Below are 12,617 nucleotides of genomic sequence, written 5' to 3'. Positions count from 1 at the left end.
GCCCGCCCCGCCACCCGGCCCGGCCGACGGCGCGGGCACCCCCGGCCGCGCGCTCGGCGCGCCCTCGCTCGGCGAGGCCCCGGTCGCACCGGAGGCCTTGCCGTCCTCCTTGGACCTGCCGCCCTGGCTCCCCGTACCGTCCTTCGTGCCGTGCCCGTTTCCGTGGACCCCGGAGCCCCGCCCCGAGACGGTCCCCGCGCCCGCCTCGGCACCGCTGCGGCGGTCCCCCGAAGCGGCCGGCCCGGGCTTCGCCGCGTCCTCACCGACGCTCATGCAGCCGGCCGTCGCCGCGACCGCGAGCGCGGTGACGGCCAGTCGGAGGGAAGCGGACAACTGGCGCACGGGGGCACCTCCGGAGCCTGAGGGTGAACTTTCCGCATGAGCGGGTCAATGTGCCCAACTCCCTTTGACCCACAAGGGACACGCCCTCGGCCGAACCCCTGGCCCGAACCTCGCGGGAGAACTCAGCCGAGGAGCTGCCGCGCCACCCGCGAGCCGAGGTGCACCGCGCCCAGCCCGACCAGCACCGACATCACCACGTTCGCCGCGGCCAGGAACCCCCGGCCGCGCTCGGCCAGCCGCAGCGTCTCGTACGAGAACGTCGAGTACGTGCTCAACGCCCCGCACAGCCCGGCCCCGAGCAGCAACTGCAACCGCGAGGAGGCGGCCCCCGCGAGCGCCGCCCCGGCCAGCGTCCCGAGGACCAGGCAGGCGGTCGCGTTGACCACGAAGGTGCCCCAGGGGAAGACGGCGTCCGGGCCGTCCAGCCGTGCCTGCACCGCGCGGTCCAGCAGGTAGCGCAGCGGCGCGCCGACGGCCGCGCCCGCCACCACGAGCAGCCAGTTCACCGCGGAACGCGGCCGGGTCCGGGGCCGCGCCCGCGGAGCGCGAGCCGCGTCACCGAGGCCGCCGCCCACACCGCGCCGAGCGCCGCCACCACCGTGAACCCGCCGTAGGCCAGGGCGGTCCCCGTCTCCCCCTCGTCCAGGAGCCGCGAGAAGTCCACCGCGTAGGTGGAGAAGGTGGTGAAGCCGCCGAGCACGCCGACCCCGACGAAGGGCCTCAGCAGCGGATGCGGCGGCGTCCGGCCGCCCTCGCTGATCAGCACCATGAGTACGCCGATCAGCGCACTGCCGGAGGCGTTGATCCACAGGGTCGCCCACGGGAAGGCCCCCGGCGCGGCCGGCCACAGCAGGGAGATCCCGTACCGCGCCGCGCCCCCGGCCGCGCCGCCCGCCGCCACCGCCGCGAGCACCCGGCCCTGCGGCTCGGCGCGCTGCGCGGGTACGTGCAGGTCGACGTCCGGATCGATCGCCTCCACCGGCCCGTCGGGAACCGGCTCCGGACCCGGCCGGGTCACCCGTAGCCCAGCGCGTGCAGCCGGTCGTCGTCGATCCCGAAGTGATGGGCGATCTCATGGACCACGGTGACCTCCGTCTCGGCGACCACGCTCTCCCGGTCCTCGCACATGCGCAACGTGGGATTGCGGTAGATGGTGATCCGGTCCGGCAGCACCCCGGCGTACCACTCGCCGCGGTCCGTCAGCGGAGTCCCCTCGTACAGACCGAGCAGCTCCGGGTCGTCGGCGGGTGGTTCGTCCTCGACGAACACCGCCACGTTGTCCATCAGCCGCGTCAGCTCCGGCGGAATCCGGTCCAGGGCCTCTGCGACGAGCTCTTCGAACTCCTCGCGCGTCATCTCCAGCACCCGGCCATTGTCGCTCCGGGGGAAACCGTTTTGGCGATAGCTCCCCGGATCCCATATGCTTCTCACGTCCCCGACGCGCTGAGAAGTGCCCGGCGGGCCTTTAGCCCTCATCGTCTAGTGGCCCAGGACGCCGCCCTTTCAAGGCGGTAGCACGGGTTCGAATCCCGTTGGGGGTACGCATTACCGTGTGCAAGACTTGTTCTCGCACACTGCAAGGTCCTGTGGAGCAGTTGGTTAGCTCGCCACCCTGTCAAGGTGGAGGTCGCGGGTTCAAGTCCCGTCAGGATCGCTGAAGCCGGAAACGGTTTCGTGGCTGGGTAGCTCAGTTGGTACGAGCGATCGCCTGAAAAGCGATAGGTCGCCGGTTCGACCCCGGCCCCAGCCACCATCAAGAAGGGCCCGTCCATCGGACGGGGCCTTCTGTGGTTACTCCCCTTCGGCCCCTTCGGCCTCTTCCGCCCCGGGTGCCGCCGTCCGCTCCCGGCGCCGCCACTGCACGACGCCGACCGCCGCCGCCCCGGCGGCGACCAGGGCGAGCAGCGCCCCGTCCGGAACCGCGTCCGCCACCGAACCGACCCACTGCTCCACGGCGAACGAGTCGTCCACGTCCAGCAGCCCCGGCAGCGCGCTCGCCCCGTCGTAGGCGAGGAACAGCACGCCAAGGGTGATGAAGAACAGCCCGGACAGCAGCGAGGTGGTGTGCAGCTCGAAGCGGCCGACGCGCAGGGCCCGCCCGCGCAGCCAACGCCGCCGGCCCAGGTCGAACCGCTCCCACAACAGGGCCAGCAGGAACAGCGGCACGGCCATCCCCAGGGCGTAGACCGCGAGCAGGACGCCGCCGTAGACGGGGCTGCCGCTGACCGCCGCGACCGTCAGCACGCTGCCCAGGATCGGGCCGGCGCAGAACCCGGCCAGTCCGTAGACCGCGCCGAGCGCGTACACCGACAGGGCGGTGGTCGGCCGGATCCGGCCCGACAGCTCCGAGATCCGCTTCGGGGCGAAGCCGAGGCCCAGGATCTGCGCCAGGCCGAGCGCGATGATCAGCCAGCCGCCGGCCAGCACGAGCTGGTCGCGGTTGCTGTGGAAGAACCGCCCGGCGTACGAGCCGGCCGCTCCGAGCGGTACGAGGGTGCTCGCGAGGCCCGCGTAGAAGATCCCGGTGCGCGCCAGGAGCCGCGAGGTGGAGTCGATGGAGTACGCGAAGAAGGCCGGCAGCAGCAGCGCGCTGCACGGGCTGAGCAGCGCGAGGAGGCCGCCCAGCAGGGCGGCCAGGTACCCGATGTCGGTCACTGCTTCGTCGCCTCGGCCTTCGCCTTGGCGATGGCCGCCGTGAAGGTGTCGAGCGGCTGGGCACCGGCGATGGGCCTGCCGTTCAGCAGGAAGGACGGGGTGGAGGTGACACCGATGCGGTAGCCCTCCTCCTGGTCCTTCTTCAGGGCCGCCGCGGCCTGCTCGCCGGCCATGTCCGCCGTGAAGCGCTCCAGGTCCGGGACCCCGGCCTCCCGGGCCAGCTCCACGAGCCGGGGCTCGGCGAAGCCCTTCTCCTTCGAGCCGCCGGCGTAGGCCGCCGCGTGGAAGGCGTCGAAACGGTCCTGCTGCCCGGCCGCCCAGGCGGCCTTGGCGGCGGCCTCGGACTCGGCGCCGAAGATCGGGAAGTTGCGCCACTCGATGCGCAGGGTGCCGTCCTGCACGTACTTCTTCACCAGTTCGGGCTCGGTGTCCCGGGCGAACTTGCCGCAGTATCCGCACTTGAAGTCGGAGTACTCGATGAGCACGACGGGCGCGTCGGCGCGGCCGACGGCGAGCTTGTCACCGGACTCACGGCGAGCCAGTGCCTTGAGCTCGGCGGCCGGGTCGGTCCCGGGCGCGGCCACGGCGGCGGAGCCGGCCGAGCCGGTCCCGGCGGGGGCGGTGGCCTGCCAGGAGACGAGCCCGAGGGTGATCGCGGCGAGGGCCACCCCGGCGGAGATCAGCAGGGGCTTGGCGGAGGACTTCTTGGCGGACTTCTTGGCGGCGGACTTCGGGGAAGAGGGCATGCGGGTGCTCCAGTGCTGCGGGTGGGCGGGACGGGACCGGGGGACCGGTCCGTCTAGACCCGCATCACACAGAGCCGCAGCCGGTCGGGGGCGGGGCGGTCGGGGCCGGGTACGGGGGTCCGTACGGTGACGGCCGCGGCCGGACCGGCGTCCTCGGGCGCCGCCCGGACCGGCGGGACCTGGGCGTGCTGCTCACCCGCGGCGCGCGTGGGCACGGCGGGCGTGCCGCCGTCCCCCGGAGCCGCCGGCGCGCAGGCGGGCCCGCCGCCGTCGGTGGACACGGCCTCCCGCGGCCACGCCGTGGCCGATCCGGTGGCCGATCCGGTGGCCGATCCGGTGGCCGGGGCCGGCACCGGGACGGCTGCCGGGCCCGAGGCAGGAGCCGGGGCCGGGGCCGGTGCCGGGGCCGTTCGGGTCGTCGGGGCGAGCGCCACCGCCGGGGCCGCGCAGCCCAGCAACATCGCCAGTACCGCGAGCACGGCGCAGCCGAAGAGGCGGGGGCGGGACAAGGTGGGCTGCCTCTCATACGGACGACCGACGGACTCGTCCCGAAATGGTACGGGTCCACCCGACAAATGCGTTCGCCACCCGGAGGGCGCAGGTGAGATCCTCGATCAGGTATGTCTACTTCCTTCGCCGCCCTGCAGACGCTTCTCGGTGAGATCTCCCTCCGTGACGCGCACCGCCTCGGCCGCCGCCTCGAAGGCGCCCGCCGTATCCGCAAGCCCGAGGCCAAGCAGGCCGTGCTCGACGAGATCGCCGCGGAGGCCACCAAGGCCGCCGAGCGTCTGGCCGGCCGTGCCTCGCGGATGCCGGAGGTCACGTATCCCGAGAACCTGCCCGTCAGCCAGAAGAAGGACGAGATCGCCGAGGCGATACGCGACCACCAGGTCGTGATCGTCGCCGGCGAGACCGGCTCCGGCAAGACCACGCAGATCCCCAAGATCTGTATGGAGCTGGGGCGCGGTGTCCGGGGCATGATCGGGCACACCCAGCCCCGCCGGATCGCCGCCCGCACCGTCGCGGAGCGGATCGCCGAGGAGCTGAAGTCCGAGATCGGCCAGACGGTCGGCTGGAAGGTCCGGTTCACCGACCAGGTGGACCAGGACGCGACCTTCGTGAAGCTGATGACGGACGGCATCCTGCTGGCCGAGATCCAGACGGACCGCGAGCTGCGCGCGTACGACACGATCATCATCGACGAGGCCCACGAGCGGTCGCTGAACATCGACTTCCTGCTGGGCTACCTGGCCACGCTGCTGCCGAAGCGCCCCGACCTCAAGGTCGTCATCACCTCGGCCACCATCGACCCCGAGCGCTTCTCCCGGCACTTCGGCGAAGCCCCGATCGTCGAGGTCAGCGGGCGCACCTATCCGGTGGAGGTGCGCTACCGGCCGCTCCTCGAGGAGGACTCCGAGGATTCCGACCGCGACCAGATCACCGCGATCTGCGAGGCCGTGGACGAGCTCCAGTCCGAGGGACCGGGCGACGTCCTGGTCTTCCTCTCCGGCGAGCGGGAGATCCGCGACACGGCGGACGCCCTGAACAAACGGAACCTCCGCTTCACCGAGGTGCTCCCCCTCTACGCACGCCTCTCGCACGCCGAGCAGCACCGCGTCTTCCAGCAGCACACCGGGCGCCGGATCGTCCTCGCGACCAACGTCGCCGAGACCTCGCTGACCGTCCCCGGCATCAAGTACGTGATCGACCCGGGCACCGCCCGGATCTCCCGCTACAGCCACCGCACCAAGGTCCAGCGCCTGCCGATCGAGCGGATCTCGCAGGCCAGCGCCAACCAGCGCAAGGGCCGCTGCGGCCGTACCAGCGACGGCATCTGCATCCGGCTGTACTCCGAGGCCGACTTCGACGCCCGTCCCGAGTTCACCGACGCCGAGATCCTGCGGACGAACCTGGCCTCCGTCATCCTCCAGATGACCGCGGCCGGCCTCGGCGAGATCGAGAAGTTCCCCTTCATCGACCCGCCGGACCACCGCAACATCCGCGACGGCGTGCAGCTGCTCCAGGAGCTCGGCGCGCTGGACCCGGCCGAGAAGGATCCGTCGAAGCGGCTCACCCCGATGGGCCGCCAGCTCTCGCAGCTCCCGGTGGACCCGCGGCTGGCCCGCATGGTCATCGAGGCCGACAAGAACAACTGCGTCCGCGAGGTCATGGTCATCGCGGCGGCCCTGTCCATCCAGGACCCGCGCGAGCGGCCCTCGGACAAGCAGACCCAGGCCGACCAGAACCACGCCCGCTTCAAGGACGAGACCAGCGACTTCCTCTCGTTCCTGAACATGTGGCGCTACGTGCGCGAGCAGCAGAAGGAGCGCGGCTCGTCCTCGTTCCGCCGGATGTGCAAGCAGGAGTACCTCAACTTCCTGCGGATCCGCGAGTGGCAGGACATCTACTCCCAGCTGCGCACGGTCGCCAAGGGCATGGGCATCCACGTCAACGAGGCCGACGCCCCCGAGCAGGTCGTGCACGTCTCGCTGCTGGCGGGTCTGCTCTCGCACATCGGGCTCAAGGACACGGACAAGAACGAGTACCTGGGCGCGCGGTCGGCCAAGTTCGCGATCTTCCCGGGCTCCTCGCTCTTCAAGAAGCAGCCCAAGTTCGTGATGTCGGCCGAGCTGGTGGAGACCTCGCGGCTGTGGGCCCGGGTGAACGCCAAGGTCGAGCCCGAGTGGGTGGAGCCGCTGGCGCAGCACCTGGTCAAGCGCACGTACAGCGAGCCGCACTGGGAGAAGGACCAGGCGGCCGTGATGGCGTACGAGAGGGTCACGCTGTACGGCGTACCGATCGTGGCCCAGCGGAAGATCAACTACGGTCGGATCGACGCCGAGGTCTCGCGCGAGCTGTTCATCCGCAACGCTCTCGTCGAGGGCGACTGGCGGACCCACCACAAGTTCTACGCCGACAACCGCAAGCTCCTCACCGAGGTGGAGGAGCTGGAGAACCGGGCCCGGCGCCGCGACATCGTGGTCGACGACGAGACGCTCTTCGACTTCTACGACCAGCGGATCCCGGCCCACGTGGTCTCCGGGGCGCACTTCGACTCGTGGTGGAAGCACAAGAAGCGCGAGGAGCCCGAACTCCTCGACTTCGAGCGCGAGATGCTGCTGACCGAGAAGGCGGCCGGGGTCACCAAGGCCGACTACCCGGACTCCTGGCGGCAGGGGCAGCTGAAGTTCCGGGTGACCTACCAGTTCGAACCGGGCGCGGACGCGGACGGCGTGACCGTCCACATCCCGCTCCAGGTGCTGAACCAGGTCACCGACGAGGGCTTCGACTGGCAGATCCCGGGCCTGCGCGAGGAGGTCGTCACCGAGCTGATCCGCTCGCTGCCCAAGCCGATCCGCCGGCACTACGTACCCGCGCCGAACTACGCCGGCCGCTTCCTGGACACGGCGGTGCCCCTGCAGGAGCCGCTGCCGGTCACGCTGGCGCGCGAGCTCCAGCGGATGGTCGGTGTCCCGGTCTCGGCCGAGGACTTCGACCTCGCCCGGATCCCGGATCATCTGAAGATCACCTTCCGGATCGTCGACGAGCGCCGCAAGAACCTCGCCGAGGACAAGGACCTGGAGACCCTGAGGCTCGCTCTGAAGCCGAAGGCCCGCCAGGCTCTCTCCCAGGCCGCCGCGGCCACGGCCGAGCGGGCGGGCGGGGAGTCGGTGGAGCGCACCGGGCTGACCGACTGGACGATCGGCACCCTGACCAAGGTCTTCGAGACCCGCCGGGCCGGCCAGCCGGTGAAGGCCTACCCGGCGCTGGTGGACGAGGGCGCGAGCGTCTCGGTCCGGCTCTTCGACACCGAGGCCGAGCAGCAGCAGGCGATGTGGCTGGGCACCCGACGGCTCATCCTGCTGAACATCCCGGTGAACCCGGCGAAGTTCGCCTCGGACCACCTGAGCAACCAGCAGAAGCTGGCCCTGTCCCGGAACCCGCACGGCTCCATCCAGGCGCTCTTCGACGACTGCGCGACCGCGGCGACCGACAAGCTGATCGCCGACCACGGCGGCCCGGCGTGGGACGAGGCGGGCTTCCGGGGGCTCTACGAGGCCGTCCGCGCCGACCTGGTGGACACGACCGTGCGCACGGTGAGCCAGGTGCAGCAGGTGCTGGCCGCCTGGCAGGCCTGTGAGCGCCGACTGAAGGCCACGGGCAGCCTGGCGCTGGTCGCGAACATCCAGGACGTCAAGACGCAGCTGGCGGCCCTCATGCCGGCCGGCTTCGTGACGCTCACGGGACTGCGCCGACTGCCGGACCTGATGCGCTACCTGGTGGCGGCGGACCGGCGGCTCCAGCAGATGCCCACGGGCGTCCAGCGCGACACCACGCGCATGGAGAAGGTCCGCGAGATGCAGGACGAGTACGCCTGGCTGCTGGAGCAGTTGCCCAAGGGCCGGCCGGTCCCGTCCACGGTCACCGACATCCGCTGGATGATCGAGGAACTGCGCGTCAGCTACTTCGCGCACGCGCTCGGGACGGCGTACCCGATCTCCGACAAGCGCATCGTGAAGGCGGTGGATGCGGCGGCTCCGTGACCGGCGCCGTGATCCGGTTCGACTGCACCCCCTGAGCTGCGGTACAGTCTGATTCGCAGCCGCCGAGCGGCCGCAAATCAAGGACCTGTGGAGCAGTTGGTTAGCTCGCCACCCTGTCAAGGTGGAGGTCGCGGGTTCAAGTCCCGTCAGGTTCGCAGAAACGTCAGGGCCCGTATCCCTCTGGGGATACGGGCCCTGACGCGTTGGCGGGTGACATCGCCCGGGCGGCCTTGGGAGGAGCCTGGGGCTCGTGGAGCGCCCGCGTCGCCCGCGAACACCCCCGGGTCACGTCCGTCCCCTCTCCGGGGCCCCTGTGGTCCGCCCGCGCACCGCGGGCGGGAACCCCGGACGCGGCCCCGGACGCAGCCGTGGCCGTGGCCGGCGGAGCGGGCGCGGCACGGGCGAACCGTGGGCCGCCGCCCGGAATCCCCCGTTCGCATGATGTGCCTCGTGATGCGCGTCCCCTTTACGGGGTGCATTACCGGATATACAAGAGTGATCATCTGTGACGGGAGTCACCGCATGAGTTTTTGAGACTCACACTTTTATCGCACTAATACGCCCGCTCGATAGAATATGTGCAATGGCACTTGCCCCGCCGGTACCCCCTCGCGCGATCGAGACCGCCCTGACCTGGGCAAAAAAAGATCGCGCTGGACCCGGCGGAGTCCAGCGCGATCGAACGACCTGGGACCTGTTGGGGCAGGCCCGGTCGTTTGAAGCTATGTGGGTTTCATCGGATTGGGGGACCCGATAAACCCGTTAAAGCGGGGTGTTTACGCGACCTCAGGCCTCGCTGCGCTGCTGCGGAATTCCCGCGAGCAGTGCGCGAACCTCGGCCTCGCGGTACCGGCGGTGTCCACCCAGGGTGCGGATGGACGTGAGCTTGCCAGCCTTGGCCCAGCGGGTGACCGTCTTCGGGTCCACGCGGAACATCGTGGCAACCTCAGCCGGGGTCAGCAGCGGCTCGGCATCAGGGGTGCGAGCGGTCATGAGCGGCCTCCTCGGGAGAACCGAACCATCTCGGTTCTTTCCTCTAAATTCTGCACCTTGGCCCGCGTTGCCCGAAATGGACATACGCGGGCCGAGTCGGTTATAGGACGAACGGCTTGTCCTCGGCACTACAACTACACCATCCGTCCAGCCTCGACGGCCAAACCGACGGAATTGCCCTCCGAGGTGTTCATCAGCGGCGGAAGCCGATGGACCGTCCCATAACGGACAGTCACCCCACTGTGACGATCAGTCACAGAGCGATCAGGAGTCGTCAGACCCCCCGTAGAGTGCAATGCCGAGCATTCCGCCCTTAGTTGGGCGGAAGGAACCCTCCCCGGACTCCTTGTCCTATTTTGGCACGAGGGTAGGGGAAGGGCGCAAGGGTGTAGTTAGTGCGGTCCGTCACGCTTGGGCCAATGGCCCGTATCGGGACGTAGGTCCTGGTACTACGTCCCAAATGCCACGATCAGGCCTCTGATCAGCCAGTATTGACCGATCGACCGATACCGGACGATACGTGCGACCCCCTCTCGGGTGAAACCAGCCACATAGGCCCCTTTCGGCCTAATTCGCGAAAAGTCGCTCCCGGACCGCCCGCCAGCGCTCCGCCAGCCCCTCGTAGACCTCGGTCGCGCCCTCCCTGTCCCCGGCCCGCAGGGCCGCGATGCCCGCCGCGAGATCCCCGGCCGAGCGATCGGCCGCCAGTCGGTCCGCCGACAGCGCGTGCACCAGCCCGCCGTAGTCCAGCTCGACCAGCGAGCGCGGGTGGAACTCCTCCAGCCAGCTCCCCACCTCCACCAGCCCGTCGGCGAGCGACCCGTACCCCTCCGCGTCGCGCAGCGTCCGCAGCGCCCGGGCGAGGCGCCGCCGGGCCTGGACCATCGGCGTGCGGTAGCGCAGCCGCTCGCCCGGCACGTGGTCCCGCTCCTCGTCCGCCACCAGGACGAACCAGCGCAGCGGGACCTGCCACACCCCCGTACGGATCCACGGGCGCGCGTCCGGGTTCCGCTCGCGCCAGCGCTCGTAGTCCTCGGCCGCCCGCCGGCGGGCCCCCGGCGGGAGCGCAGCGTCCAGCACCGGGCGCGGAAACCACTCGACGAGCTCCTGCAGCGCCAGCCAGCCGCGGAGCCGGGTGCGCCACGGACAGACCAGCAGCACCCCGTCGACCACCGCCGTGAAGGCGTCCGCGCTCTCGTGGGCCGGCACCCCCACCACCGGGACCCGCACCAAGTCCGACAGCGACCGGCGCAGTTCGTCCTGGGCGGTCGGGGTCGCCCCGCGCCGGGCGTAGTCGGCCCAGTGCGTGCGCTCCGGCTCGGCGAAGGCCGCCAAGGGCTCGTAGACGCGCAGGTAGGAGGCGTACGGGACGGTCGGCGCCGAGCGCGCGGACGGCAGCGGGAGATCGGAGGATTCGCTCACGCTCTCGTACTGCCCTTCCGCGGGGCCGGGTTCACCTCCGGGCGCCCGCGTGCCCTCGTACCACGGGAGTGTTTCGATCCTCGGACAGGTCACCTACGGACGGCCCTCAGGTCTTACTCTGCTCCCAGCACGCCCTCCCCCACCCGCAGGGCGGGCGTCTTTCCGCCGCATCTCTTCCATGGGAGTCACCACCGTGACCGAAATGACCGACGGCGTCCTGCACACCCTGTTCCGTTCGGAGCAGGGCGGCCACGAGCAAGTCGTGCTGTGCCAGGACCGCGCCACCGGCCTGAAGGCCGTCATCGCCATCCACTCCACCGCCCTGGGCCCCGCCCTCGGCGGTACGCGCTTCCACGCGTACGCCTCCGACGAGGAGGCCGTCCTCGACGCGCTGAACCTCTCGCGCGGCATGTCGTACAAGAACGCCCTCGCCGGTCTCGACCTCGGCGGCGGCAAGGCCGTGATCATCGGCGACCCGGACGTCCTCAAGAGCGAGGAACTCCTCCAGGCCTACGGCCGGTTCGTGGAGTCCCTCGGCGGCCGCTACGTGACCGCCTGCGACGTCGGCACCTACGTGGCCGACATGGACGTCGTGGCCCGCGAGACCCGCTGGGCGACCGGACGCTCCCCCGAGAACGGCGGCGCCGGCGACTCCTCGGTCCTCACCGCCTTCGGTGTCTTCCAGGGCATGCGCGCCAGCGCCCAGCACCTGTGGGGCGACCCGACCCTGCGCGGCCGCAAGGTCGGCGTGGCCGGTGTCGGCAAGGTCGGCCACTACCTGGTCGAGCACCTGCTGGAGGACGGCGCCGAGGTCGTGATCACGGACGTACGGGAAGAGTCCGTGCGCCGGATCCTGGACAAGCACCCGGGCAAGGTCACCGCGGTCGTCGACACGGACGCGCTGATCCGCATCGAGGGCCTGGACATCTACGCCCCCTGCGCGCTCGGCGGCGCCCTGAACGACGAGACCGTCCCGGCGCTCACCGCGACGATCGTCTGCGGCGCGGCGAACAACCAGCTCGCCCACCCGGGCATCGAGAAGGACCTCTCGGACCGCGGGATCCTCTACGCGCCCGACTACGTGGTCAACGCGGGCGGGGTCATCCAGGTCGCCGACGAGCTGCGCGGCTTCGACTTCGACCGCTGCAAGGCCAAGGCCACGAAGATCTTCGACACCACGCTGGAGATCTTTGCTCGCGCTAAGGCGGACGGCATTCCGCCCGCCGCCGCGGCCGACCGGATCGCCGAGCAGCGGATGGCCGACGGCCGCGCCGCGCGCGCGGTCTAGGCACTTCCAGGGGCTCCTGGGTACGCCCGCCGGGGTGCGGCGAGACGGAACTCACTGCACTTCGGCGGGTCGCCCGCCAGGAAAAGGTTAAAATCGCAGCTGACCAGCGAGGACGGGGCGCCTTGTTGGTTCTGCACCGGGGCGCGTCATGCGGGCGGCGTACCGTATGGCCGCGGAAGCAGGTACCGTTAAACCCCTACGGACGGTCTCTCCACGGAGAGCCCGCTCCGAACCATGAACGCGTGTCAGACTCTGGGGCCGTCGAGCCCCGTCACCGAGGGGGTCGAGCCATGGGGCGCGGCCGGGCAAAGGCCAAGCAGACGAAGGTCGCCCGCCAGCTGAAGTACAGCAGCGGCGGGACTGACCTCTCGCGTCTGGCCAACGAGCTGGGCGCATCGACCGTGGAACCGCTGCCTGTCAGCGAGCCGGTCGAGGTAGACGACGACGAACTGGACGAGGACGACCCGTACGCTCGGTACGCGGACCTCTACAACAGGGATGACGACGACGAGGACGAGGAGTCCGGGCCGTCGTCACAGCGTCGCGGCGCTTGACGCCCTGAGGCGTCTGCACGACAGACAAAAAGACTGAAACCCGGTCCAGGGCATCGCCCCGGGCCGGGTTTCA

Annotated in this window: 11 protein-coding genes, 4 tRNA genes and 1 pseudogene; 7 read left to right on the top strand and 9 right to left on the bottom strand. The window is 70.7% G+C overall.

Annotated features, from left to right (window positions below; translation table 11 throughout):
• From AB8A24_RS37185 to AB8A24_RS37170, 4 genes and pseudogenes are all read right to left on the bottom strand, one after another.
• Positions 1 to 342 (bottom strand): annotated as a pseudogene (locus AB8A24_RS37185) (hypothetical protein); the annotation flags it as partial.
• Between the two features lie 122 nt (positions 343 to 464).
• Entirely contained in the window at positions 465 to 848 is a 384-nt protein-coding gene (gene crcB, locus AB8A24_RS37180; RefSeq protein WP_328962672.1) for a fluoride efflux transporter CrcB, read from the bottom strand.
• Positions 845 to 1,321, bottom strand: a complete 477-nt coding sequence (locus AB8A24_RS37175) for a CrcB family protein (RefSeq protein ID WP_369478692.1) — start codon at positions 1,319 to 1,321, stop codon at positions 845 to 847. Before AB8A24_RS37175 ends, crcB begins: the two co-directional genes overlap by 4 nt.
• 35 nt (positions 1,322 to 1,356) lie before the next feature.
• Complete coding sequence (locus AB8A24_RS37170) at positions 1,357 to 1,707, bottom strand: metallopeptidase family protein (protein WP_030726307.1); 351 nt, start codon at positions 1,705 to 1,707, stop codon at positions 1,357 to 1,359.
• Between the two features lie 103 nt (positions 1,708 to 1,810).
• Here AB8A24_RS37170 and AB8A24_RS37165 point away from each other — a divergent pair.
• The 3 genes from AB8A24_RS37165 to AB8A24_RS37155 all read left to right on the top strand — a co-directional run bounded on the left by AB8A24_RS37165 (position 1,811) and on the right by AB8A24_RS37155 (position 2,095).
• Positions 1,811 to 1,883 (top strand) — tRNA-Glu (locus tag AB8A24_RS37165).
• Positions 1,884 to 1,922: 39 nt separating this feature from the next.
• Positions 1,923 to 1,996 (top strand) — tRNA-Asp (locus AB8A24_RS37160).
• Positions 1,997 to 2,018: 22 nt separating this feature from the next.
• Positions 2,019 to 2,095: transfer RNA gene (locus tag AB8A24_RS37155), tRNA-Phe, on the top strand.
• Between the two features lie 38 nt (positions 2,096 to 2,133).
• Here the strand turns inward: AB8A24_RS37155 and AB8A24_RS37150 are convergent.
• Genes AB8A24_RS37150 through AB8A24_RS37140 form a run of 3 tightly spaced genes read right to left on the bottom strand, consistent with a single transcriptional unit; the run spans position 2,134 to position 4,252 of the window.
• Positions 2,134 to 2,997, bottom strand: a complete 864-nt coding sequence (locus tag AB8A24_RS37150) for a cytochrome c biogenesis CcdA family protein (protein WP_369478691.1) — start codon at positions 2,995 to 2,997, stop codon at positions 2,134 to 2,136.
• Positions 2,994 to 3,743, bottom strand: coding sequence for a thioredoxin domain-containing protein (locus tag AB8A24_RS37145; protein WP_328962662.1), 750 nt, complete (start codon positions 3,741 to 3,743; stop codon positions 2,994 to 2,996). The genes AB8A24_RS37150 and AB8A24_RS37145 overlap by 4 nt, the downstream gene beginning before the upstream one ends.
• A 53-nt stretch (positions 3,744 to 3,796) precedes the next feature.
• Positions 3,797 to 4,252 (bottom strand): hypothetical protein, encoded by a 456-nt coding sequence (locus AB8A24_RS37140; protein WP_369478690.1) that lies wholly within the window; start codon positions 4,250 to 4,252, stop codon positions 3,797 to 3,799.
• Between the two features lie 111 nt (positions 4,253 to 4,363).
• Here AB8A24_RS37140 and hrpA point away from each other — a divergent pair, with 111 nt between their 5' ends.
• Positions 4,364 to 8,287, top strand: a complete 3,924-nt coding sequence (gene hrpA, locus AB8A24_RS37135) for an ATP-dependent RNA helicase HrpA (protein ID WP_328962660.1) — start codon at positions 4,364 to 4,366, stop codon at positions 8,285 to 8,287.
• An 81-nt stretch (positions 8,288 to 8,368) separates the two neighbouring features.
• Positions 8,369 to 8,442: transfer RNA gene (locus tag AB8A24_RS37130), tRNA-Asp, on the top strand.
• Between the two features lie 631 nt (positions 8,443 to 9,073).
• Here AB8A24_RS37130 and bldC read toward each other — a convergent pair.
• Complete coding sequence (bldC, locus tag AB8A24_RS37125) at positions 9,074 to 9,280, bottom strand: developmental transcriptional regulator BldC (RefSeq protein ID WP_003949541.1); 207 nt, start codon at positions 9,278 to 9,280, stop codon at positions 9,074 to 9,076.
• Between the two features lie 567 nt (positions 9,281 to 9,847).
• Complete coding sequence (locus tag AB8A24_RS37120) at positions 9,848 to 10,702, bottom strand: hypothetical protein (RefSeq protein ID WP_369478689.1); 855 nt, start codon at positions 10,700 to 10,702, stop codon at positions 9,848 to 9,850.
• 193 nt (positions 10,703 to 10,895) lie between these two features.
• Between AB8A24_RS37120 and AB8A24_RS37115 the strand changes: the two genes are divergently transcribed.
• Together AB8A24_RS37115 and AB8A24_RS37110 are read left to right on the top strand one after the other, a co-directional pair.
• Positions 10,896 to 11,990, top strand: coding sequence for a Glu/Leu/Phe/Val dehydrogenase dimerization domain-containing protein (locus AB8A24_RS37115; protein WP_323183532.1), 1,095 nt, complete (start codon positions 10,896 to 10,898; stop codon positions 11,988 to 11,990).
• A 290-nt stretch (positions 11,991 to 12,280) separates the two neighbouring features.
• Positions 12,281 to 12,544 (top strand): DUF3073 domain-containing protein, encoded by a 264-nt coding sequence (locus tag AB8A24_RS37110; protein WP_030009392.1) that lies wholly within the window; start codon positions 12,281 to 12,283, stop codon positions 12,542 to 12,544.
• Positions 12,545 to 12,617: the final 73 nt, after the last annotated feature.

The organism is Streptomyces sp. BF23-19, from assembly GCF_041106355.1.
GTDB lineage: Bacteria > Actinomycetota > Actinomycetes > Streptomycetales > Streptomycetaceae > Streptomyces > Streptomyces virginiae_A.
This window is presented reverse-complemented; position numbering and strand designations above follow the sequence as displayed.

Bases quoted from the DNA above. Each gene is read 5' to 3' on its own strand.
- AB8A24_RS37145 (WP_328962662.1), bottom strand. From the start codon at position 3,743: ATGCCCTCTTCCCCGAAGTCCGCCGCCAAGAAGTCCGCCAAGAAGTCC.
- hrpA (WP_328962660.1), top strand. From the start codon at position 4,364: ATGTCTACTTCCTTCGCCGCCCTGCAGACGCTTCTCGGTGAGATCTCC.
- bldC (WP_003949541.1), bottom strand. From the start codon at position 9,280: ATGACCGCTCGCACCCCTGATGCCGAGCCGCTGCTGACCCCGGCTGAG.
- AB8A24_RS37110 (WP_030009392.1), top strand. From the start codon at position 12,281: ATGGGGCGCGGCCGGGCAAAGGCCAAGCAGACGAAGGTCGCCCGCCAG.